The sequence below is a fragment of the Mesorhizobium australicum genome (assembly GCF_900177325.1).
Taxonomy (GTDB): Bacteria; Pseudomonadota; Alphaproteobacteria; order Rhizobiales; family Rhizobiaceae; genus Mesorhizobium_A; species Mesorhizobium_A australicum_A.
This window is the reverse complement of sequence record NZ_FXBL01000004.1, coordinates 4,293,844-4,315,463: the sequence shown is the minus strand read 5'-3', so window position 1 is coordinate 4,315,463 and position 21,620 is coordinate 4,293,844. Positions and strand designations below refer to the sequence as shown.

The window sequence follows — 21,620 nt, the reverse complement described above, 5'->3', positions numbered from 1 at the left end:
GGCAAGGCCTGAATGCGACACGGCCCGACTGGCGCGCCGAAAGGGGCGGTCGTCCGCTTCTCTTGTTATTGTGCAGTGCAGCAACGATATTGCTGCGACCGTGTTGCAGAGATTGCGTCCATCCCGGACGTCACAGAAGGGACGCCTCCATTGCGAAAAATCTCCGACACGATCGCGCGGCTCACCGCGCTGCAGGCGCGGCTTGCGCCTCAGGCCGCTACCTCGGGCGTCTCAGACCGTCTCCATGCCCTTGCGCGTTTCGGCACCAATCCGGGTGCGTTGGCAGCCAAATTCCACGTCCCCGACGGTATAGACAAAGGCGCTCCGCTCGTCGTCGTGCTGCACGGCTGCACACAGACCGCGGCCGGTTACGACCATCATTCCGGCTGGTCGCAACTCGCGGACGAAGCGGGCTTCGCACTCCTGTTTCCCGAGCAGCAACGCGCCAACAATCCGAATCTCTGCTTCAACTGGTTCCTTCCGGGTGATGCCAGACGCGGTTCGGGCGAGGCTCTTTCGATACGGGAGATGATCGAGACGATGGTCGCGACGCACTGTCTCGATCGGAACCGCATCTTCATAACCGGGCTCTCGGCGGGCGGCGCGATGGCCTCGGCGATGCTTGCCAGCTATCCGGAGGTCTTCGCGGGTGGCGCGATCATCGCCGGGCTTCCCTATGGCAGCGCGACCACGATACCGGAAGCCTTCGACCGAATGCGCGGCCATGGTGGTCCCTCCGAGGAAAACCTGCAACGGCTCGTCCAGAATGCCTCCACGCACGAAGGTCCGTGGCCGAGAATCTCGATCTGGCACGGTTCGGCCGATCCAACCGTGGCCCCTTCGAACGCTGAAGCCCTGGTGACCCAGTGGCGCGGTGTCCATGCGCTTGAAAAACGCCCGACGCGCTCCGAAGCATCTGGGCGTCATACCCGACATGTGTGGCACGACGCCGAGGGGCTGGCGGCCATCGAGGTCAACATCATTGCGGGCATGGCCCACGGAACGCCCCTCGGAGGCGATGGCCTCGGCACTCCAGGACCGTTCATGCTCGATGTCGGCATCTCCTCGACGCGGGAGATCGCCCGCGTCTGGGGTATCGCGGATGCCGACAAGCGCGAACCCGCGCCATTGAGGCCTGATGCAGCCGCCAAAGGAGAGCGACCGTCATTGGGCCTGTCCGCTGCAGAAAAGGTGAAGGTCGATGCTACAACCCGGCAACCTCGTTCCTCCCCGGGTTCGGCCGCCAACGCGTCTGGCGTGAAAACGATCATTGAAGATGCGTTGAAGGCCGCGGGATTGATGCGATAGGAGCGGCGCACGCTGCCCGGGTCGTTTCAGGCAGAGGAGCGAGGTGGGTGCGGTCGCGGTTGCCGCCTAGTTCAACGGGATGTCGTTGTCCTGCTTCTGAGCCTGATAGGTCGCCGACAGGCTGTCGTAGGTCGCGGCCAGCGCGTCGGCGCGGGCGGAGAGGCGGGTGCGGTCGGGTTCGGGCAGGGCGGCGATCATGCGACGCAGCGACCGGCCGGTCCAGAAGGCGTTGGTGGCGTTGTAACCGCCGGGATCGAGAGTGAAGACCTCCTTGAGGATCTTCAGATCGTGCGGGATGGCGAAGGCGTCGCGCGAATCCTCGTGGCTGAAGAAATAGTAGAAATTGTCGAAGCCGGTCCAGGTGATGGCCGAGAGGCAGAGCGAGCAGGGCTCGTGCGTGGCGAGGAAGATGCAGTCCTTTGTCTCGGGACGGTCGGCCTTCGGCAGTTCGTAGAAGCGCTTCAGCGCGTGAACCTCGCCATGCCAGAGCGGGTTTTCCAGTTCGTTGTTGGTCTCCGCGATCACAACGGAGAGGTCGGATTTCCTCAGGATCGCGGCGCCGAACAGCTTGTTGCCCGCCGCGACGCCGGCCGCGGTCTTCGGGACGATGTCGTGTTCCATCACGTCGAGCAGGCGTTCGATCAGGGCTGTGTCGGTCATGCGAGGCCCTCCGGCAAGATGATTGTCCAGGGTTCGGCGAAATGGTGCTCTTCGAGATTCTTTTCCACGCCCGCCCGGTCGACGACGAGGAAATCCTGTGGCGCGCCAATGGGGGTCAGCACCGCGTGCCAGAGGTTGCGCGGATAGTTCACGCCCTGGCCGGGCGCGGTGACGAAGGCGTGCGGGGTGCCGGGCGCGCCATTGTCGTCGTGAGCAACGACGACAAGGAAAGGGCGCGGCGACAGCGGCATGAAGGCCTGGCTGCCGAAAGGGTGGCGCTCCATCATCGTCAGCACCAGCGGGAAGGCGTAGGGCGTGGCGCGGAAGATGGAGAGGATGACGCGCGCATCGGTGCCTGCCGCTTCGGCGATGGCGAGGCCGTGGTAGCGCTCGCACTTGCCGGCATTGATCGGATAGTGGTTCGGCCAGTCTGTATCGAGCACGTCGCCGAAGGGAGCGAACGCCTCGCGGGTGAGGGGGCGGGCGGTGAGGGTGCGGGTCACGGGCAAGGAACTGCGCCCCCTCCACCACGCTTCGCGTGGTCCCCCTCCCCCGTAAACGGAGGATTAACGTCGAGGCCGGCCGCGACCCTGGATCCTCCCCTGCGAAGCGGGGAAGGGGGACCGCCGAAGGCGGTGGAGGGGGCGCCAACCGCTTTTTCCATCGTCATCGCCGCCACAGCTTCGGATGCCGGTTCACATCCTTGTAGAGCAGGTAGCGGAATTTGCCCGGGCCGCCGGCGTAGCAGGCTTGCGGGCAGAAGGCGCGCAGCCACATGAAGTCGCCGGCTTCCACCTCCACCCAGTCCTGGTTGAGCTTGTAGACCGCCTTGCCCTCCAGCACGTAGAGCCCGTGCTCCATGACGTGGGTTTCCATGAAGGGGATGATCGCGCCGGGCTCGAAGGTGACGATGTTGACGTGCATGTCGTGGCGCAGATCCTCGGGATCGACGAAGCGGGTCGTCGCCCATTTGCCGGCGGTGCCGGGCATGGAGAGCGGCACCACGTCCTGGTCGTTGGAGAACTGGAGCGGCGGCATGTCGATGCCGTCCACCTTCTCGTAGATCTTGCGGATCCAGTGGAATTTCGCCGGCACGGTGCCGGTGTTGCGCAGCGTCCAGCCGCTGCCGGGCGGCAGGAAGGCCCAGCCGCCCTTGAGCATGCGGTGCGCGGCGCCGTCGACGGTGACCGTCAGCTCGCCGTCCATCAGGAAGATGACGCCCTCGGCCTCCGCGTCCGGCTCGGGCCGGTCGCTGCCGCCGCCTGGCGAGACGTCCATCACATATTGGGTGAAGGTCTCGGAGAAGCCGGAGAGCGGCCGCGCGATGATCCAGGCGATGGTGCGCTGCCAGTGCGGCAGGTAGGAGGTGACGATCTCGCGCATCACGCCGCGCGGGATGAAGGCATAGGCCTCGGTGAAGACTGCCCGGCCGGTGAGCAGGTCCGTCTGCGGCGGATGGCCTCCGGGCGGGGCGACATATTGGGGTCCGGCCATCTCTGTTGTCCTTCCTAGGCCGGGAGCAGGTCGCGCAGCCGGTACCAGGCGATGCGCTCCACCTGCCGGCAGGCTGCTGCGAATTCCTCGTCGCGATCGTTCGCCAGGCGCGCGCCGAAGGCTTCCAGGATCGAGGCCTTGGTGTTGTCGCGCACCGCGATGATGAACGGGAAGCCGAATTTCGCGACGTAGTCGGCGTTGAGCTGCGTGAAGGTCTCACGCTCGGCGTCGGTCAGCGCGTCGAGGCCGGCAGAGGCCTGTTCCGAGGTCGATTCCGCTGTGAGCCGCCTTGCGGCGGCGAGCTTGCCGGCGAGGTCCGGATGCGCCTTCAGCACGCCCAGCCGCTCGTCCTCGCCCGCCGAGCGGAAGGCGCGGCAGAGCGCGTTGTGCAGGCCGCCGGCCGAATCGTGCGCCGGGCCGAGTTCCAGCTCGAAGGCGCGCTCGGCAACCCAGGGCGAGTGCTCGAAGATCGAGCCGAAGCGGGCGACGAAATCCTCGCGGTTCATGCGCGAAGGGCGAAGCGCTGCCGGCCGGTAGGGGTGGTGCTCGCGCCAGTGGCGGGCGATGTCGGTGCGTCGCGCGATCCAGACCCGGTCGTGGGACTGGACATAGTCGATGAAGCGCTTCAGCGCCGCCGCGCGGCCCGGACGCCCGACGAGGCGGCAATGCAGGCCGATGTTCATCATCGACGGCCGGCCGGCGCGGCCTTCGGCGTAATGGGTGTCGAAGGCGTCCTTGAGGTAGGTGAAGAACTGCTGGCCTTCGGCATAGCCAGCCTGGATGGCGAAGCGCATGTCGTTGGCGTCGAGCGTGTAGGGCAAGATCAGCTGCGGCGGGATTGCGTTGCCGTGGCCGTCATGGTCGAGCCAGTAGGGCAGGTCGTCGTCCATCGTGTCCGACACGTAGTCGAAGCCGCCCTCGGCGGCGGCAAGCCGCACGGTGTTGACCGAGGTGCGGCCGGTGTACCAGCCGCGCGGCCGCTCGCCGGTCACCTCGGCATGCAGGCGGATCGCCTCTTCCATATGCGCGCGCTCGACCTCTTCGGGCGTGTCGCGGTAGTCGATCCATTTCAGGCCGTGCGAGGCGATCTCCCAGCCGGCCGCCTGCATCGCCGCGACCTGGTCGGGCGAGCGCGCAAGCGCGGTGGCGACGCCGTAGATCGTCACCGGGATACCGGCCGCGGTGAACATGCGATGCAGCCGCCAGAAGCCGGCCCGTGCGCCGTATTCGTAGATCGATTCCATGTTCCAGTGGCGCTGGCCCGGCCAGGGCTGGGCGCCGGTGATCTCGGACAGGAACGCTTCGGAGGCGGCGTCGCCATGCAGGATCGAGTTCTCGCCGCCTTCCTCGTAGTTCAGCACGAACTGGACGCAGACATGGGCGCCGCCCGGCCATTTTGGATCGGGCGGATTGGCCCCGTAGCCGCGCATGTCGCGCACATAGCGTCTTGGTTCGGTCATCGGTGTCCTGCCGGGAGGTCAACTGCTCCCATTCAACACTATCAAAGGGGATGAGTGCGATACCCCTCGAAAATTTTGAAAGTCTTTGTGTAGCCACGCGCCGCGCCAGGGCTTATCCATTCCCTTGAAATGCCGCACAATCTGCAGGCACGGCGAATGCCGTGCCTGGACAAGAGGCAGGGACGAATGGCGCAAGGCAGCGGCGGAAAGCTGACAACCCACGTGCTGGACACCGCGACGGGCAAGCCGGCGGCCGGCCTGGAGATCTGGCTCTACCGGGTCAGCGGCAATTCGCACAAGAAGATCAAGGCCGTGACGACCAATACAGATGGCCGCTGCGACGAGCCGCTGCTGGCCGGCAAGGACTTCAAGACGGGGCAATACGAGCTGGTGTTCCTCGCCGGGGATTACCTGCGGGCGCAGGGTTCGGCGCTGCCGGATCCGCTGTTCCTCGACCAGGTGCCGATCCGTTTCGGCATGGCGGAAGAGACGCACTATCACGTCCCGCTGCTCATCTCGCCCTATGGCTATTCGACCTACAGGGGGAGCTGATGGCGGCTTGGATGCTTAGTTCGCGTCGCTCGGTGCTCTACGGCGCCCCCCTCTGGCCTGCCGGCCATCTCCCCCACAGGGGGGGAGATCGGCTGTCGCGATCTGTTTCGCCAATTGCACACGTTGCAAGGCGAACACTTTCATTGAAGCTGCCAATCTCCCCCCTCGTGGGGGAGATGTCCGGCAGGACAGAGGGGGGCGCCGTGGAGTGCCAGCACCTCATATTGGCTGGAGCGCGCTGATGCCCACGATCCGCTCCACGATCCGCTTCCTCCTGAACGACGAGGCGGTCGAGATCTCCGACCTCAAGCCCGACGAGACCCTGCTCGACTGGCTGCGGCTGCGCCGGTCGCTGCGCGGCACGAAGGAGGGCTGCGCCGAGGGCGACTGCGGCGCCTGTACGGTGCTGGTGGGGCGGCTGGCCGGCGACGGGCTGGTCTATGAGAGCGTCAATGCCTGCATCCGGTTTCTCGCCAGCCTCGACGGCTGCCATGTGGTCACCGTCGAGCATCTCAAGGGCCAGAACGGCCGGCTGCATCCGGTGCAGCAGGCGATGGTCGACTTTCACGGCTCGCAATGCGGCTTCTGCACGCCCGGCTTCGTGATGTCGCTTTACGGCTTGTGGATGCGCGAGCCGTGGCCGTCGGAGGCGGCGATCGAGAAGGCGCTGCAGGGCAATCTCTGCCGCTGCACCGGCTACGACGCGATCGTGAAGGCCGCGAAGGCGATCTCGGAATATGGCGTCGCGGCCGACAGCGAGCTCGCCGCCGAACGCGGCCGGATCAGCGACGCGCTGTGGGAGATGCGTGACGGCTCGCGGGTCGAGATCGGTGCGGGCAAGGACCGGCTGGTCATTCCCGTCTCGGCGGATGATTTGGCCGAGATTCTCGACGCGGAGCCGGGCGCGCGCATCGTCGCCGGCTCGACCGACGTCGGCCTGTGGGTGACCAAATTCATGCGCGATATCGCGCCGGTCGTCTTCGTCGGCCATCTCGACGACCTGAAGGGCATCGAGGAGACGGACGGCATGCTGACGATCGGCGCCGGCGTCACCTACACCCAGGCGCGCGAGACGCTTGCGGCGCGCATCCCGGCCTTTGGTCCGCTGATCGACCGGATCGGCGGCGAGCAGGTGCGCAACATGGGCACGATCGGCGGCAACATCGCCAACGGTTCGCCCATCGGCGACACGCCACCGCCGCTGATCGCGCTGGGGGCCTCGATCACGCTGCGCAAGGGCGGTGCCCGGCGGACGATCCCGCTCGAAACCTTCTTCGTCGCCTATGGCAAGCAGGACCGGCAGGCGGGCGAGTTCGTCGAGGCGGTGCACGTGCCGCTGCCGAAGGCGGGCGCGCATTTCGGCGTGCACAAGGTCACCAAGCGCCGGGACGAGGACATCACCGCGACGCTCGGCGCATTCCATGTCGAGGTCGAGGGCGGTCGCGTGGCCTCGGCGCGCATCGCCTATGGCGGCATGGCGGCGACGCCGAAGCGGGCGAGCGCGGTTGAGGCGGCGCTTGTCGGCCAGGAATGGTCGGTCGCGACCGTCGAGGCGGCGATGGCGGAATATCCGAAGGATTTCACTCCGCTGTCCGATATGCGCGCCTCGGCGGACTATCGCATGACCGTGGCGAAGAACCTGCTGCTGCGCTTCTATTTCGAAACGACCGGCACGAAAAAGCCGATCACTGTCACGCGGGAGCGCGCGGCATGACCCATCACGCCCCGAACCTTCGCGCCGAAAAAATCTCCGGCGGCGTCGCGACCGACCGGCGGCACGATTCCGCGCACAAGCATGTCACCGGCACGGCGGTTTACATCGACGACATGCCGGAGCCAGCCGGCCTGTTGCACGGCTGCCTGGGCCTGTCCACGGCTACACATGCCAAGGTTCTGTCGATGAATCTCGATGCCGTGCGCACCGCGCCGGGTGTGAAGCTGGTGCTGACCGGCAAGGACATGCCGGCCTCCAACGACATCAGCCCGACCGGCCGGCACGACGAGCCGGTGCTCGCCGACGGGCTGGTGCAGTTCTACGGTCAGCCGATCTTCGCCGTGATCGCCGAGACGCGCGAGCAGGCGCGGCGCGCCTGCCGGCTGGCGAAGGTGGAATATGAGGACCTGCCGTTCTTCACCGATGTTGGAGAGACCGACCGCCGGAACGGCAAAATGGTGACGCCGCCGCTGAAGCTGGAGCGCGGCGACGCGGCGGGCGCGATCGCATCCGCCCCGCGCCGGATCAGCGGCCAGATGCGCTGCGGCGGCCAGGACCACTTCTATCTCGAAGGCCAGATCGCGCTTGCCGTGCCGGGCGAGGACCAGGACGTGACGGTCTATTCCTCGACGCAGCATCCGAGCGAGGTGCAGCATATGGTGGCACATGTGCTGGGCGTGCCCTCGCACGCGGTCACCATCGAGATCCGGCGCATGGGCGGCGGCTTCGGCGGCAAGGAGACGCAGGGCAACCAGTTCGCGGCGATCGCGGCCGTGGCGGCGAAGAAGCTCCATCGCGCGGTGAAGATCCGCCCGGACCGCGACGACGACATGACCGCGACCGGCAAGCGGCATGACTTCCTGATCGACTATGAGGTGGGCTTCGACGACGAGGGGCGCATCCTCGGCGCGGATTTCCACTACGCGGCGCGCTGCGGCTTCTCCTCCGACTTGTCGGGGCCGGTGACGGACCGTGCGCTGTTCCATTGCGACAACGCCTATTTCTACCCGGCGGTGAAGGCGACCTCGGCGCCGCTCTACACCAACACGGTCTCGAACACAGCCTTCCGAGGCTTCGGCGGGCCGCAGGGCATGGTGGGCGCGGAGCGCATCATCGACGAGGTGGCGTTCGCGCTGGGCAAGGATCCGCTGGAAATCCGCAAGGTCAATTTCTACGGTGTCGGCGAGCGCGACGTGACGCCCTACCACCAGACGGTCGAGGACAACATCCTCGAGCGGATCGTCGGCGAGCTGGAGGCGAGTTCGGACTATGAGCGGCGGCGGCGCGAGATCGCGGCGTTCAACGCCAACAGCCCGATCGTCAAGCGCGGCATCGCATTAACGCCGGTGAAGTTCGGCATCTCCTTCACAGCGACCTTCTACAACCAGGCCGGCGCGCTGGTGCATGTCTACACCGACGGATCGGTGCACCTGAACCATGGCGGCACCGAGATGGGGCAGGGGCTCTACGTCAAGGTGGCGCAGGTGGTGGCCGAGGAGTTCCAGATCGACATCGAACAGGTGAAGATCACCGCGACGACGACCGGCAAGGTGCCGAACACATCGGCGACGGCGGCCTCGTCCGGCACGGACCTCAACGGCATGGCGGCGCAGAACGCGGCGCGGCAGATCAAGGACCGGCTGATCGACTTCGCGGCCGAGAAGCACGGCGTGCCCAAGGAGCAGGTGGTGTTCCTGCCCAACCGGGTACGGGTCGGCAACCAGGAAATCGCCTTCGCCGACCTGATCCGGCAGGCCTATATGGCGCGCGTGCAACTTTCCGCCGCGGGCTTCTACAAGACGCCGAAGATCCACTGGGACCGCGACAAGGGGCAAGGGCGGCCGTTCTACTATTTCTCCTACGGCGCTTCCTGCTCGGAAGTATCGATCGATACGCTGACGGGCGAATATGTCGTCGAGCGCACCGACATCCTGCACGAGACCGGCAAGTCGCTGAACCGGGCGATCGACCTCGGCCAGATCGAGGGCGGCTTCATCCAGGGCATGGGTTGGCTGACGACCGAGGAGCTGGTGTGGGACGACAAGGGCCGGCTCAGGACGCATGCGCCCTCGACCTACAAGATCCCGCTCGCCTCGGACCGGCCGAAGATCTTCAACGTAACGCTGGCCGACTGGCCGGAGAACGTCGAGCCGACGGTGCACAAGTCGAAGGCCGTGGGCGAGCCGCCGTTCATGCTGGCGATGTCGGTGCTGCACGCGCTGTCCGACGCGGTCGCCAGCGTCGCCGACCATCGCATCTGCCCCCGCCTCGACGCACCCGCCACGCCGGAGCGCGTGCTGATGGCGGTGGAGCGGGTGCGGCGCGAGGCGGGGATGTAGCGAGGGCGCCGAGGCGGCGTTATCCTGCGGATATGTCAGCGCCCCGTCACGCCCCCCTCTGGCCTGCCGGCCATCTCCCCCACAAGGGGGGAGATCGGCAGTTTCCGTGTCGGCGCTCCTATCCGAACGTCGGAGGTTGGCGAAGGCAGTTGCGACAGCCAATCTCCCCCCTTGTGGGGGAGATGGCCGGCAGGCCAGAGGGGGCGTGACGGGGCGCAATGGCCTCCGGCAACTCGACCGGTTACGCCGATGACCGCCTCCCGCGCCAATCTCGTCCGTTTCCTCGACGCGCATCCGCAGGTCGCGCTGGTGAAGGTGGTCGAGGCGCTGGGTTCGACCCCGCGCGAGAAGGGCGCGTGGATGCTGGTTTCGCCGGGCGCGATGTTCGGGACCATCGGCGGCGGCCAGCTCGAATTCATGGCGATCGACCGCGCGCGGGAGATGCTGGCTGGCGGTGGCGCTGCCCCTCATCCGCCCTTCGGGCACCTTCTCCCCGCAAACGGGGAGAAGGGAGAGCGTCTCTCGATCCCCCTCGGGCCAGAGATCGGACAGTGCTGTGGCGGGCGGGTCGAGCTGTCGATCGGGGTTGCGGACGACCAGATCCGCGCGGAGCTGTTGCGGCAGGCGGAAGCCGAAGAGGCGAAGCTGCCGCGGATTCTGATCTTCGGCGGCGGACATGTCGGCCATGCGCTGGCCGCGGCCTTCGCGCTGCTGCCGGTGAAGGTGATCGTGGTCGACGTGCGTGCCGAGGCGCTGGACGGGATGCCGCCGGCCGTCGACACACTCTTGACGCCGGTGCCGGAAGAGGCGGTGCGCGATGCGCCGCCCGGCAGCGCCTTCGTGGTGCTGACGCATGACCACGCGCTCGATTTCCTGATCGTCGCGGAGGCGCTGAAGCGCGACGGCGCGGCCTATGTCGGCATGATCGGCTCGAAGACCAAGCGCGCCACCTTCCGGAGCTGGTATCTGAAGGAGGCCGGCGGCGACGAGGCGGCTTTATCGCGCCTCGTCTCCCCGATCGGCGGCGAAGACGTGCGCGACAAGCGGCCGGCGGTGATCGCCGCGCTGGCGGCAGCCGAGATCATGACCGCGCTGAGCCGGAACCGAGCGGCATAGCCTCACCGAGAACGGGACCGCCCGGCGGGTGTCGCGAATGTGGCGGAACCTTGTCAGCGCACGATTGTTACTCCTCCGCAATCAACTGGAGGGCCCAACATGCACGGCATCATCTATCTGGTCGGCCTCGTGGTCGTGATCCTGTTCATCCTGTCCGCTCTCGGCCTGCGCTGAACTCGGGAACAGGAGACAAGACAATGTCCATCAGCGAAGCCCCCGCCACCGTCGTGGTCTCGGAAACCGGACCTGCGGACGGAACATCCTATGTCGACTGGCCGGCGATCTTTGCCGGCGTCGTGCTCGCCAGCGCGCTGTCGCTGGTCCTTCTCACCTTCGGATCGGCCATCGGCCTGTCCATGACCTCGGCGCGGGAAGGCCAGTCGGCCTCGCTGTTCTGGATCGCCATCGTCGGCGGCCTCTGGATCCTGTGGGTTCAGGTCATCGCTTCCTTCGCCGGCGGTTATCTCACCGGTCGCATGCGCCGGCGTATCGGCGACGCTAGCGAATATGAATCGGACGTACGTGACGGCTCAAACGGCCTCGTCACCTGGGCGCTCGGCACACTGGTGGCCGGCGCGATCGCGTATTCCGGGCTTATGGGCGCAGCCAATGTCGCCGGGCAGACGGCAGGTGCGGTGGCGTCGGCGGCGGGCAATGCCGCCGCGGCTGTCGCCGATCCGTCCGACCTGCTCATCGACCGCACCCTGCGCGGCCGTCCGGATGCCGCACCGCTGTCCGATACGGACCGGGCTGCGGTCGGCCGCATTCTCGTCTCGGCCGCCACCGGCGACACGATCGATCCTGCCGATCGCGACTATCTCGCCTCTGTGGTCGCCGCGCGGGCCGGCATTTCGCCCGAGGAAGCCGGCCAGCGGATCGACCAGGCCGTGGTGCAGGCGAGGGAGATCGAGGCCCAGGCCCGCGAGACGGCCGAGCAGGCGAGGAGAGCGTCGCTTGTGGCGGCCTTCCTGGCGGCGGCCTCGCTGCTGGTTGGTGCGGCCGTGTCCTACGGCGCCGCGACGATGGGCGGCAACCATCGCGACAAGCAGACCGTGGTCGAGGGGTGGTATCGTCCCTGGTGATGAGCGGGCAGAAAGACGTCCCGGAGGCCGCCGCGAGGCGGCCTTCTGCTTGCAGACGGTTCCGTCATCCTCGGCCTTGTGCCGAGGATCTGCCGGCCGTGGCGATCTTTGCGACAGGCCGCTCCGGCCAGCGGCAATAGATTCTCGGGACAAGCCCGAGAATGACGCGAGCTTGGAGAGGCGCGCCGCAGGCTTGCCCTTGTTTCAGCTGCCTTTGAGAGTCTCGCGGATCAGGCGCTGGCAGCGCTCGGCCATGAAGTCGAGCAGCAGCCTGATCTTCTGGTCCTGGAAATTGCGGTGCGGATAGACCGCCGCAAGCTGCACCGGCGGCGGGGCGTTGTCCGGCAGGATGACCTTCAGCCGCCAGTCGCGCAGGAACGGTTCGACCTCGAAGCGCGGCTTGTTGACGATGCCGTGGCCGGCGAGCGCCCAGCCGGTGAGCACGTCGCCGTCGTCGGAATCGTAGGGGCCGCGCACGTCGAACTTGCGGTAGCCGGACGCCGTCTTCAGCGTCCAGAAATGCTCGCGGATGCCGGGATAGCGCAGCATCAGGCAGTCGTGGCCGGCATCGACCAGTTCTTCGGGCGTCCCGGGCTCGCCGCGCTCCTCCAGATAGGAAGGAGCCGCGACCAGCACGCGCTCGCACTCCATGATGCCGCGCATCTTCAGGCTGGAATCCTCAAGCGTGCCGAGCTTGAAGGCGACGTCGATGCCTTCCTTCATGATGTCGACGTCGTGGTCGGAGAGCCTCAGCCGCACCTCGATCTCGGGATAGCGGCGACGGAATTCCGGGATGCCCGAGGCGATCAGCCGGCGGCCGAGGCCGAGCGGGGCGGTGACGCGGATCGTGCCGCGCGGCCGGCCCGACAGGGCGCTGACGGCGGCCTCGGCCTCGGTGACGGCCTCGAGCACCCGCCTGGCGCCTTCGTAGAACACCCGGCCATGCTCGGTGGGGGTGAGTTGGCGGGTGGTGCGGTTGAACAGCCGCACGCCGAGATACTTTTCCAGTTCCTTGATGCGGTTCGACGCCACCGCGGGCGAGATGCGCATGTCGCGGCCGGCGGCGGACAGGTTCTCCAGCTCCACGACGCGGACGAAGACGGCAATGTTGTCGAGATAGGCCATGAATTGCCTCGCTTTGCATCTTTCCTAGGCAATCGTCGGGTCATTATCCAGATTTTTTTGAAAGTCATCGGGCGTGCCGGCCCTTTCCCTTCGCAACGCAGCATTTACAGTGAACCGGCTGACGAACAGGGGCGGATCGATGCAGGACCTTGCGCTTTTCTGGGACTGGCTCTCCTTCGCCGTGCGCTGGCTGCACGTCGTCACGGCCATCGCCTGGATCGGCTCTTCCTTCTATTTCATCGCGCTGGACCTGGGGCTGCGCCAGCGCCCCGGCCTGCCGGCAGGCGCGCATGGCGAGGAGTGGCAGGTGCATGGCGGCGGCTTCTACCACATCCAGAAATACCTGGTGGCACCGGCCGAGATGCCGGAGCACCTGACCTGGTTCAAGTGGGAGAGCTACGCGACATGGCTGTCCGGCTTCGCCATGCTCTGCGTCGTCTACTACGCCGGCGCCGATCTGTTCCTAATCGACCGCAACGTGCTCGACGTGTCGCCGACGGTCGCAATCCTGATCTCGCTCGCCTCGCTGGCGCTGGCCTGGCTGTTCTACGACCAGCTCTGCAAATCGCCACTGGGCAACAACGACACGGCGCTGATGCTGGTACTCTACGTGTTCCTGGTGGCGATGGCGTGGGGCTATACGCAGCTCTTCACCGGCCGCGCCGCCTTCCTGCATCTCGGCGCGATCACCGCCACGGTGATGTCGGCCAATGTTGCGCTGGTGATCATTCCCAACCAGAAGATCGTGGTGGCCGACCTGATCGCCGGCCGCAAGCCCGACCCGAAATACGGCAAGATCGCCAAGACCCGGTCGCTGCACAACAACTACCTGACGCTGCCGGTCATCTTCCTGATGCTCTCCAACCATTACCCGCTCGCCTTCGCGACCGAGTTCAACTGGGTCATCGCCTCGATCATCTTCATCATCGGCGTGCTGATCCGGCACTATTTCAACACCGTGCATGCGCGGAAGGGCAATCCGCACTGGACCTGGGGCGCGACCGTCGTCCTGTTCATCATCATCATGTGGCTGTCGACCGTGCCGGCGGTGCTGACGGGCGAGAAAAAGGTGTCGAGTGCGGCCGAGACCTTCATCGCCTCGGCGCATTTCCCGGCGGTGAAGGACACGGTCATCAGCCGCTGCTCGATGTGCCACACGGCCGAGCCGGCCTGGGACGGCCTCTACCGCGCGCCGAAGGGCGTGATTCTGGACAACGACGCCGACATCGCCGAGCACGCGCGCGAGATCTATCTCCAGGCCGGCCGCAGCCACGCCATGCCGCCGGGCAACGTGACCGAGGTCACGCCCGAGGAACGCGCACTGCTCACGGCGTGGTTCGAGGGGGCGGGGAAGTGACCTCCCTCCTCATCCGCGGCCGTACGCTCTCCTTCCTCCGCGCCCCCGAGGCGGCGGACGACCATGCGGCCTATGCCTATGACGAGGACGGCGCGGTGCTGGTACGTGACGGCAAGATCGTCGCGAGCGGCGACTATGATGCGGTGAAGGCGCAGGCTGGGCCGGACACCGAGACCGTCGATCACCGGCCTTACCTGATCCTGCCCGGCTTCATCGACGGCCATGTGCACGTGCCGCAGATGCAGATCATCGCCTCCTACGGCGCGGAACTGCTGGACTGGCTGAACACCTATACGTTTCCCGAGGAATCGAAGTTTGCCGACGCGCAGCACGCCCGGCGCATCGCGCGGCTGTTCCTGGACGAGATGGTGCGGCAGGGCACGACGACGGTCGCGGCCTACTGCTCGGTGCACAAGGCCAGCGCGGAAGCGTTCTTCGAGGAGAGCCATTCGCGCAACATGCTCAACATCGCCGGCAAGGTGATGATGGACCGGCACGCGCCCGACACCGTGCTCGACACGCCGCAGTCTGGCTACGACGACACCAAAGCGCTGATCGCCGAATGGCACGGCAAAGGCCGGCAGCTCTACGCGATCACGCCGCGCTTCGCGATCACCTCGACGCCCGAACAGATGGAGATGGCGCGGGCGCTGGCGCGCGAGCATCCGGACTGCCACATCCAGACGCACCTGTCGGAGAACCACGCCGAAATCCGCTGGACCGAGGAACTCTATCCGGAGGCGCAGGACTATACCGACGTTTACGCGCGCTACGGGCTGCTCGGGCGAAAGACGCTGCTCGGCCACTGCATCCACCTGTCGGAGCGCGAGGCGGATGCGATATCGGAGGCGGGATCGGTCGCGGTGTTCTGCCCGACCTCGAACCTCTTCCTCGGCTCGGGCCTGTTCGACTACCAGCGCTACCGGCGGCGCGCGAAGCCGCTGAGGATCGCGACGGCCACGGATGTCGGCGGCGGCACCAACTATTCGATGCTGCGCACGATGGACGAGGCCTACAAGGTAATCGCGCTCAACGGCGAGAAGCTCGATCCGTTGAGGAGCTTCTGGCAGCTGACGCGCGGCAACGCCGAATCGCTGTCGATCGCCGACCGCGCCGGCACGCTGGAAACAGGCACCGATGCCGACCTCGTCGTGCTCGACGCCCGCGCCACGCCCGGCATGGCGCTGCGCATGGAGACAGTGAAGACGCTGTCGGAGGAACTTTTCCTGCTGCAGACGCTGGGCGACGACCGCGCCGTGAAGCAGGTCTATATTGCGGGGCGTGCCGCGAAGGAGGTTTGACTTCCCGGGCCGCGACGATAGGGTCGCCGCCCGGAGGAGCCCATGCCCGCAGCCGACGACATCGCGAAGATCATCGAGCAGGAGAAGGCGCTCGTATTCGATGCTTTCGACGAGGCGGCGGCGTTCGAGTTGGGCAGTGCGCTGCGGGCGAGGGCGCTTGCGGACAGCCTGCCGATCAACATCGACATCCGGCTGTGGGACCGGCCGCTGTTCTATGCCGCGATGCCGGGTTCACGGTCCTCGAACCAGGATTGGGCGCGGCGCAAGATCAATGCCGTGCGCCACTTCCTGAAGCCGAGCTATCGGCTGTTCCTCGAGCAGGGCGGAAAGGATCAGGTCATCGCCGCGCATCACGGCCTGCCTGCGACGGACTACATCTTCGCCGGCGGGGCTTTCCCGATTCGCGTGCGCAATGCAGGCGTGATCGGCGCCGTGGCGATCTCGGGACTGCCGTCGCGAGAAGATCACAACTCGGTCGTGGCCGTTCTCGCGGACCTGCTCGGCGCTGACGGCGCTTCCCTCGCGCTCGGGCCGGAGTGAGGGGTGCCGCGTCTCGCCGCCAATCTCTCGACGCTGTTCACCGATGCGCCGTTCCTCGACCGGTTCGAGCGGGCGGCGAAGGTCGGTTTCACGGCCGTCGAGTTCCAGTTTGGCTATGTCTTCGAGCCGGCTGAGATCGCGGCGCGGCTCTCCGGCACCGGGCTGACGCCGGCGCTGTTCAACATGCCGGCGGGCGACTGGGAGCACGGCGACCGGGGGCTCGCGGCGCGACCCGCCCGGCGCGAGGAGTTCCGCACGGGCGTCGGCCAGGCGATCGATCTTGCGCTCGAACTCGGTTGCACGCGGCTGCACATGCTGGCCGGCGTCGTGTCGCCGGGTGACGACGAGGAGACGTTGCGCGCCACTTATGTCGACAATCTGCGCTACGCGGCCCAGTTTTGTGCGACGGCCGGCATCCAGGTGCTGATCGAGCCGATCAGCCGCGAATCCGTGCCGGGTTATTTTCTGACTGGGCTCGACATGGCGGCCGATCTGATCGACGAGGCGGGTGAGGACAACGTCTTTCTCCAGTATGACCTCTACCACCGCCGCTTCGTCGGCGAGGATCTTGTTTCGCCCTATCTGAAACACGCGGATCGCATCCGCCACGTGCAGGTGGCCGGCTGGCCGGGCCGCCATGAGCCGGATGTCGGCGTGCTGGACTGGCAGGCGGCTTTCGCCGCGCTGGACGCGGCGAACTATGCTGGCTTCGTCGGCTGCGAATACTGGCCGGCGGGCAAGACCGAGGACGGGCTGGGCTGGGCGCGGCCGTGGCTTGGGGGATCCGAATGAGCGCGTTCGACGCCAGGCGCCTGTTCACCGCCATGTTCGAAGCGGCGGTGGCGGCGGCCGATCCGGAGCGGATCATGCGCGACGTTCTGCCTGCGCAGCCGAAGGGGCGGACGGTGGTGATCGGCGCCGGCAAGGGCTCTGCCCAGATGGCGCGCGCCTTCGAGCGCGCCTGGGACGGACCGCTCTCCGGGCTGGTCGTCACGCGCTACGGCTATGCCGCGCCCTGCGAGCGGATCGAGGTCATCGAGGCGGCGCATCCGGTGCCGGATGCGGCGGGACTTGTCGGCGCACGGCGGCTGTTCGAGACGGTGAGCGGGCTCGGCGAAGACGACCTCGTCGTGGCGCTGATCTCCGGCGGCGGCTCGGCGTTGCTGCCCTGTCCAGCCGGAGACCTGACGCTGGACGACGAGATCGCGGTCAACCGAGTGCTGCTCGCCTCCGGGGCGCCGATCTCGGCGATGAACACGGTGCGCAAGCACGTCTCGGCGATCAAGGGCGGCCGGCTCGCGGCCGCGGCCTTTCCGGCCAAGGTCGTGTCGCTGATCGTGTCCGACATCCCCGGCGACCAGCCTTCGCTGGTCTCGTCCGGCCCGACCGTGCCGGACGCCTCTACTCGCGCGGATGCGCTCGGGATCGTCGAGGCATACCGCATGGACCTGCCCGGCGCGGTGATGCGACACCTCAACTCTCAGGTGGCGGATGCGCCGCTGCCGGACGATCCGCGCTTTGCCCGCAACGAGGTGCGCGTGATCGCGTCCGCCGCCAGGTCGCTGGAGGCGGCGGCCGAGGTCGCGCGCCGGGCCGGGCTGGAGGCCGTCATCCTCTCCGACGCGATCGAGGGCGAGGCGCGCGAGGTGGCGAAGGTGCACGCGGCGATCGCGCGGGAAGTGGCTGCGAAGGAGCGGCCCTTCCGCAAGCCGGTTGCGATCCTGTCCGGCGGCGAGACGACGGTGACGCTGCGCGGAACGGGCGGGCGCGGCGGCCGCAACGGCGAGTTCCTGCTGTCGCTGGCGATCGGTATCGAGGGCGTCGACGGTGTCCATGCCTTCGCGGCCGACACGGACGGCATCGACGGATCGGAAGAGAACGCCGGCGGCTTCGCGGATTCGACCAGTGTCGCGCGGCTGCGGGCAAAAGGCCTGGACGCCAAGGCGCTTCTCAACGTCAACGACAGCTGGGGCGCCTTCGATGCCCTCGGCGACCTGTTCCAGCCGGGGCCGACGGGGACGAATGTGAACGACCTGAGGGTCGTTCTCGTCAGGTAGTTCCGGCCGCCGGGTTTTTCTCCGCCTTTCTGGACATGATCACCGCAAGCGGATTCGGCTTTGGTTTGCCCGTGCGCATCAGCGTATTGGTGTCATGGTGATCGAACGGGTCGGGCTGGCCGCCGACGCGCAGAACAGAATGCTGCGCATAGCTCCAGCGGTCTTCGCCATGGATCGTGACGACGATCCTGTAGCTGTCGGTCCGGAAGTTGGCTTCGAGAAAATCCGTCGAGCACAACCCATAATTGGTCTGGCCGCGCTTGGCTGCCACGGCGAACGTCGTGTCGTCCGGTTTTGCATGGCCGGAGGCGAGGACCACCTGGCCGCGCGGGATCGCGATCGTCTGCATGACAAGGCCGGTCGCCGGCTCCCAAAGCCAGTAGCCCACCTGATCGTGGAAGGTGATGTCTTCGTCGGCGGTGTTGATGTGGATGTGATAGCGCAGGCCGTAGAACAACTGCGGCCCGTTGGTCTGCGGATCGATCGGGTCCATGCGAACATGCTCGATATAGACGTCGCGTTCGGGACCATCGGCCTTCGGATTGAGGTCGACGCCCTTCGTCGCTTTCCAACTGCCGGCCAGGGGCCGCAACGGGCCGAGGTTGGCGAGCGTATCCGGGTCGAAATCCGGTTCGGTGAATACGTCCTGATGGAGCCGCATGCGACCGTTTCCCCTCGCGTGGACGGCAAGGTGCGCGCCGAGGCGGCAGAGAGTCAACGCCCGCGAGCATCCATCGACCGCGTGTCGTCCATGAGCGTTCTCACACGCTTGAGATCCTCAAGAAACCGCTCCCGCTCCGCCGCCTTGGCATCATCCGGCAGGCGCAGCAGGTAGGAGGGGTGGACGGTCAGGAACACCTTCAGGCCGTCCTCCCGCGTGACCGTCTGGCCCCGCATCCTGGTGATCGGCACTGCCTTGCCGAGCAGGGATTGCGCCGCGGTCGCGCCGAGCGCCACGACGAAATCCGGCCTGATCAGCTTCAGCTCGCGATCGATCCACCAGCGGCAGGCCTGCACCTCGCCGGCGTTCGGCCTGGAATGGATACGGCGCTTGCCGCGCGGCTCGAACTTGAAGTGCTTCACCGCATTGGTGACGTAGGTTGTCGCGCGGTCGATGCCGGCCTCCTCGATGATCGTATCGAACAGCCGGCCGGCCGGACCGACGAAGGGTTTTCCGGCGATATCCTCCTGGTCGCCCGGCTGCTCGCCGACGAAGACGACTCTGGCATCGTCCGGGCCTTCGCCGAACACGGTCTGCGTGGCGTTTCGCCACAGCGGGCAGCGGCGGCAGCCGGCGGCGGCCTTCCTCAACTCGGCGATCGACGTCGCATCCGCCCCGTCCGTCTGCGTCTCCGCGGGCCGGTTGCGCCAGTGTTTTGCCTGGACCGTCTCATGATGGGGGGCGGGCATGGTCGGCATCCTCTCGATCATGTCGCGGGCGGATTTCTCAGCACCGGCGATCAGGTCAGGAATGAGCGAGGCCTCCGGAAGGTTGCGCCAGTATTTCTTGGGCATCTCGGCCGTCATCGCCTTCACCTTCAGCCGGGCCGGGTTGAAGATCGAGCGGAAATAGGTGCGCCACAGCTCCTCCGCGGCATCCTCGGCGGGCGCGTCGGCCCTGGAGGCGCCGGGACCGATCGCCAGGCGTTCGCCGTTCCAGTCGGCCGTGGCATGGGGCGTGAGGATCGTCCAGCGCATGCCGGTGAACCGGCGCATGAAGAAGGGCGCATTGCGCTCGACGATGAAATGCGCCGGCTCGAACCAGGCGACGAAGCGCTCGCCGGTCTCGTCGGCGATGCGCCGGAAGCGGACGAAGGCGCGCATCTTGTGGATGTCGCGGCGGACGGACTTTTCCATCTCCTCGAGCTTGCGCACATCCGGATCGGTGGCGACGTCGAGCAGATGCGGCTCGCGCTGCAGCCGACAGAGGATGCGGTAGAGGAAGCCGAAGCGGGCCGGGTCGGAATGGCAGATCACGGCCTCGGCGAGGTCGACGAAGCGGCGCGGGACGCGGAGTTCGGCGCCGGGGGGGATTGCCGGCAGTGGCGTTGAATCCGGCGGTGCGGCGAACAGGTTGCCCGTCTCCTCGCCCTCCACCGCCCATGCAACATCCGACGGGTCGACGCCATTCAGCGCGAGCGCTCGCGCCGCCTCGCGCCAGCCGGAAAAATCGGTTTGGGAAGCGAGCAGGATTGCATGGTGCGCGGAGAGCGGGCGCTTCTCGACCATTCCCATCAGAAAAGCTCCAACTGCCTGGCCTTCGGCGCCGCCGTCTCGCGCAGGCGTTCGGAGTCGATCGTTCCGCCGGGCGACCAGCCTTCGGCGACGATGAACGGCCGGACCGCGGCGATCGACTGGCAGACGCGCCCGACGTCCTCCAGCCGCAGCCGGCGATGGACACGCGAGGCGAGGATGCGCTTGACCGCCTTGGTGCCGAGGCCCGGCACGCGCAGCAGCAGTTCCCGCGGCGCGCGGTTGACGTCGACCGGGAAGATCGCGCGATGGTCCAGGGCCCAGGCAAGCTTTGGATCGATGGCGAGGTCGAGCATGCCGTCGGGCCGGCCGGCAAGGATCTCGCGCTCCTCGAAGCCGTAAAAACGCATCATCCAGTCGGCCTGGTAAAGGCGGTGCTCGCGCATCAGCGGCGGCTTCATCGACGGCAGCGCGGCGGAGGAATCGGGAATCGGGCTGAAGGCGGAGTAATAGACCCGGCGGAGACGGTAGGAGCCATAGAGCCGGGCGCTGGTCTTCAGGATCGTCGCGTCCGGCGTCGGATCGGCGCCGACGATCATCTGCGTCGACTGCCCGCCGGGCGCGAAGCGCGGCCTTTTCTTCGTCCGCAATGTCGGTTCGGCCGCCGCGTCCAGCTTCTCGCGCAGGCCGGCCATCGAGCGGCGGATGGTCTGCGGTCGCTTCTCCGGCGCCAGGCGCTGCACACCCTCGTCGGTGGGGAGCTCGACATTGATCGACAGCCGGTCGGCATAAAGTCCCGCCTGCTCGATGAGCTCCTGCGAGGCTTCCGGAATGGTTTTCAGGTGGATGTAGCCGGCGAAGGCGTGGTCGAGCCTCAGCCGGCGGCCGACCTCGACCATCTCGGCCATGGTCTCGTCCGGCGAGCGGATGACCCCGGAGGAGAGGAACAGGCCCTCGATGTAGTTGCGGCGGTAGAAGTCGAGCGTGAGGGTAACGACGTCGTCGATTGTAAAACGGGCACGCTTCACGTTGGAGGACGAGCGGTTGATGCAGTAGGCGCAGTCGTAGATGCAGAAGTTGGTGAGCAGGATCTTGAGCAGCGAGATGCAGCGGCCGTCCGGCGCATAGGCGTGGCAGATGCCTGTGGCCTCGGTGGAACCGATGCCGCCCGATTTCAGCGAGTCGCGCCTGTCCGCGCCCGACGAAGCGCAGGAGGCGTCGTATTTGGCGGCATCGGCGAGGATGGCGAGTTTTTCGCGGATGGTGGGCGCTGGCATATGTTCATGATATGTTCCAACAAACGCCTTCGCTATTCACAATTT

At 66.9% G+C, this 21,620-nt stretch carries 19 protein-coding genes; 11 read left to right on the top strand and 8 right to left on the bottom strand.

Annotation, left to right across the window (positions count from 1 at the left end; genetic code table 11):
- The first annotated feature begins 150 nt into the window (after positions 1 to 150).
- The gene (locus B9Z03_RS23705; protein ID WP_139832376.1) at positions 151 to 1,308 is read left to right on the top strand and encodes an extracellular catalytic domain type 1 short-chain-length polyhydroxyalkanoate depolymerase; all 1,158 of its coding nucleotides are present in this window, start codon (positions 151 to 153) and stop codon (positions 1,306 to 1,308) included.
- 66 nt (positions 1,309 to 1,374) lie between these two features.
- Here the strand turns inward: B9Z03_RS23705 and B9Z03_RS23700 are convergent, their stop codons facing one another.
- The 4 genes from B9Z03_RS23700 to puuE form a co-directional block, all read right to left on the bottom strand.
- Complete coding sequence (locus tag B9Z03_RS23700; protein ID WP_085466474.1) at positions 1,375 to 1,968, bottom strand: nucleoside deaminase; 594 nt, start codon at positions 1,966 to 1,968, stop codon at positions 1,375 to 1,377.
- Entirely contained in the window at positions 1,965 to 2,471 is a 507-nt protein-coding gene (locus tag B9Z03_RS23695) for an ureidoglycolate lyase (protein ID WP_085466473.1), read from the bottom strand. The genes B9Z03_RS23700 and B9Z03_RS23695 overlap by 4 nt, the downstream gene beginning before the upstream one ends.
- 163 nt (positions 2,472 to 2,634) lie before the next feature.
- On the bottom strand, positions 2,635 to 3,462 hold the full coding sequence (locus B9Z03_RS23690) for a bifunctional allantoicase/(S)-ureidoglycine aminohydrolase (protein WP_085466472.1): 828 nt from the start codon (positions 3,460 to 3,462) through the stop codon (positions 2,635 to 2,637).
- A 14-nt stretch (positions 3,463 to 3,476) separates the two neighbouring features.
- Entirely contained in the window at positions 3,477 to 4,922 is a 1,446-nt protein-coding gene (puuE, locus tag B9Z03_RS23685; RefSeq protein WP_085466471.1) for an allantoinase PuuE, read from the bottom strand.
- 186 nt (positions 4,923 to 5,108) lie between these two features.
- On the opposite strand from puuE, the gene uraH reads away from it, so the two are divergent.
- From uraH to B9Z03_RS23655, 5 genes are all read left to right on the top strand, one after another.
- Positions 5,109 to 5,474: a hydroxyisourate hydrolase gene (gene uraH, locus B9Z03_RS23680; RefSeq protein WP_085466470.1), complete on the top strand. Its 366-nt coding sequence runs from the start codon at positions 5,109 to 5,111 to the stop codon at positions 5,472 to 5,474.
- 241 nt (positions 5,475 to 5,715) lie between these two features.
- A complete protein-coding gene (xdhA, locus tag B9Z03_RS23670) occupies positions 5,716 to 7,188 on the top strand; it encodes a xanthine dehydrogenase small subunit (RefSeq protein ID WP_085466469.1) in 1,473 nt (490 codons plus the stop codon).
- Positions 7,185 to 9,527: a xanthine dehydrogenase molybdopterin binding subunit gene (xdhB, locus tag B9Z03_RS23665; protein ID WP_085466468.1), complete on the top strand. Its 2,343-nt coding sequence runs from the start codon at positions 7,185 to 7,187 to the stop codon at positions 9,525 to 9,527. The genes xdhA and xdhB overlap by 4 nt, the downstream gene beginning before the upstream one ends.
- Positions 9,528 to 9,776: 249 nt before the next feature.
- Positions 9,777 to 10,643, top strand: coding sequence for a xanthine dehydrogenase accessory protein XdhC (gene xdhC / locus B9Z03_RS23660; protein WP_085466467.1), 867 nt, complete (start codon positions 9,777 to 9,779; stop codon positions 10,641 to 10,643).
- A 197-nt stretch (positions 10,644 to 10,840) separates the two neighbouring features.
- Positions 10,841 to 11,725: a hypothetical protein gene (locus tag B9Z03_RS23655; RefSeq protein WP_085466466.1), complete on the top strand. Its 885-nt coding sequence runs from the start codon at positions 10,841 to 10,843 to the stop codon at positions 11,723 to 11,725.
- A 204-nt stretch (positions 11,726 to 11,929) separates the two neighbouring features.
- Here the strand turns inward: B9Z03_RS23655 and B9Z03_RS23650 are convergent, their stop codons facing one another.
- Positions 11,930 to 12,850 carry a LysR family transcriptional regulator gene (locus B9Z03_RS23650; protein WP_085466465.1) on the bottom strand — a complete coding sequence of 307 codons (921 nt, stop codon included), beginning with the start codon at positions 12,848 to 12,850 and terminating at the stop codon, positions 11,930 to 11,932.
- Positions 12,851 to 12,989: 139 nt separating this feature from the next.
- Here B9Z03_RS23650 and B9Z03_RS23645 point away from each other — a divergent pair, with 139 nt between their 5' ends.
- From B9Z03_RS23645 to B9Z03_RS23625, 5 genes are read left to right on the top strand one after another with little or no spacing between them, the layout of a single operon-like run.
- Positions 12,990 to 14,207 carry a urate hydroxylase PuuD gene (locus tag B9Z03_RS23645; protein WP_085466464.1) on the top strand — a complete coding sequence of 406 codons (1,218 nt, stop codon included), beginning with the start codon at positions 12,990 to 12,992 and terminating at the stop codon, positions 14,205 to 14,207.
- Positions 14,204 to 15,508 carry a guanine deaminase gene (gene guaD, locus B9Z03_RS23640; RefSeq protein WP_085466463.1) on the top strand — a complete coding sequence of 435 codons (1,305 nt, stop codon included), beginning with the start codon at positions 14,204 to 14,206 and terminating at the stop codon, positions 15,506 to 15,508. The genes B9Z03_RS23645 and guaD overlap by 4 nt, the downstream gene beginning before the upstream one ends.
- A 42-nt stretch (positions 15,509 to 15,550) precedes the next feature.
- Positions 15,551 to 16,048, top strand: coding sequence for a heme-degrading domain-containing protein (locus B9Z03_RS23635; RefSeq protein ID WP_085466462.1), 498 nt, complete (start codon positions 15,551 to 15,553; stop codon positions 16,046 to 16,048).
- Positions 16,049 to 16,051: 3 nt separating this feature from the next.
- A complete protein-coding gene (locus B9Z03_RS23630; protein WP_085466461.1) occupies positions 16,052 to 16,840 on the top strand; it encodes a hydroxypyruvate isomerase family protein in 789 nt (262 codons plus the stop codon).
- Positions 16,837 to 18,105 carry a glycerate kinase type-2 family protein gene (locus tag B9Z03_RS23625; protein WP_085466460.1) on the top strand — a complete coding sequence of 423 codons (1,269 nt, stop codon included), beginning with the start codon at positions 16,837 to 16,839 and terminating at the stop codon, positions 18,103 to 18,105. The genes B9Z03_RS23630 and B9Z03_RS23625 overlap by 4 nt, the downstream gene beginning before the upstream one ends.
- Here B9Z03_RS23625 and B9Z03_RS23620 read toward each other — a convergent pair.
- Genes B9Z03_RS23620 through B9Z03_RS23610 form a run of 3 tightly spaced genes read right to left on the bottom strand, consistent with a single transcriptional unit; the run spans position 18,098 to position 21,575 of the window.
- Entirely contained in the window at positions 18,098 to 18,766 is a 669-nt protein-coding gene (locus tag B9Z03_RS23620; RefSeq protein WP_085466459.1) for an FABP family protein, read from the bottom strand. The genes B9Z03_RS23625 and B9Z03_RS23620 overlap by 8 nt on opposite strands.
- Before the next feature lie 53 nt (positions 18,767 to 18,819).
- Complete coding sequence (locus tag B9Z03_RS23615) at positions 18,820 to 20,340, bottom strand: UdgX family uracil-DNA binding protein (RefSeq protein ID WP_348529061.1); 1,521 nt, start codon at positions 20,338 to 20,340, stop codon at positions 18,820 to 18,822.
- Positions 20,340 to 21,575, bottom strand: a complete 1,236-nt coding sequence (locus B9Z03_RS23610; protein WP_085466458.1) for a putative DNA modification/repair radical SAM protein — start codon at positions 21,573 to 21,575, stop codon at positions 20,340 to 20,342. The genes B9Z03_RS23615 and B9Z03_RS23610 overlap by 1 nt, the downstream gene beginning before the upstream one ends.
- Between the last annotated feature and the right edge of the window lie 45 nt (positions 21,576 to 21,620).

What these genes read in the sequence shown, in the direction of transcription:
- B9Z03_RS23620 (WP_085466459.1), bottom strand. Translation starts at nt 18,766, where the DNA reads ATGCGGCTCCATCAGGACGTATTCACCGAACCGGATTTCGACCCGGAT.
- B9Z03_RS23690 (WP_085466472.1), bottom strand. Translation starts at nt 3,462, where the DNA reads ATGGCCGGACCCCAATATGTCGCCCCGCCCGGAGGCCATCCGCCGCAG.
- B9Z03_RS23700 (WP_085466474.1), bottom strand. Translation starts at nt 1,968, where the DNA reads ATGACCGACACAGCCCTGATCGAACGCCTGCTCGACGTGATGGAACAC.
- xdhA (WP_085466469.1), top strand. Translation starts at nt 5,716, where the DNA reads ATGCCCACGATCCGCTCCACGATCCGCTTCCTCCTGAACGACGAGGCG.
- B9Z03_RS23635 (WP_085466462.1), top strand. Translation starts at nt 15,551, where the DNA reads ATGCCCGCAGCCGACGACATCGCGAAGATCATCGAGCAGGAGAAGGCG.
- B9Z03_RS23615 (WP_348529061.1), bottom strand. Translation starts at nt 20,340, where the DNA reads ATGGGAATGGTCGAGAAGCGCCCGCTCTCCGCGCACCATGCAATCCTG.
- B9Z03_RS23645 (WP_085466464.1), top strand. Translation starts at nt 12,990, where the DNA reads ATGCAGGACCTTGCGCTTTTCTGGGACTGGCTCTCCTTCGCCGTGCGC.
- uraH (WP_085466470.1), top strand. Translation starts at nt 5,109, where the DNA reads ATGGCGCAAGGCAGCGGCGGAAAGCTGACAACCCACGTGCTGGACACC.
- B9Z03_RS23650 (WP_085466465.1), bottom strand. Translation starts at nt 12,850, where the DNA reads ATGGCCTATCTCGACAACATTGCCGTCTTCGTCCGCGTCGTGGAGCTG.
- puuE (WP_085466471.1), bottom strand. Translation starts at nt 4,922, where the DNA reads ATGACCGAACCAAGACGCTATGTGCGCGACATGCGCGGCTACGGGGCC.
- B9Z03_RS23610 (WP_085466458.1), bottom strand. Translation starts at nt 21,575, where the DNA reads ATGCCAGCGCCCACCATCCGCGAAAAACTCGCCATCCTCGCCGATGCC.
- xdhC (WP_085466467.1), top strand. Translation starts at nt 9,777, where the DNA reads ATGACCGCCTCCCGCGCCAATCTCGTCCGTTTCCTCGACGCGCATCCG.
- xdhB (WP_085466468.1), top strand. Translation starts at nt 7,185, where the DNA reads ATGACCCATCACGCCCCGAACCTTCGCGCCGAAAAAATCTCCGGCGGC.
- B9Z03_RS23655 (WP_085466466.1), top strand. Translation starts at nt 10,841, where the DNA reads ATGTCCATCAGCGAAGCCCCCGCCACCGTCGTGGTCTCGGAAACCGGA.
- B9Z03_RS23625 (WP_085466460.1), top strand. Translation starts at nt 16,837, where the DNA reads ATGAGCGCGTTCGACGCCAGGCGCCTGTTCACCGCCATGTTCGAAGCG.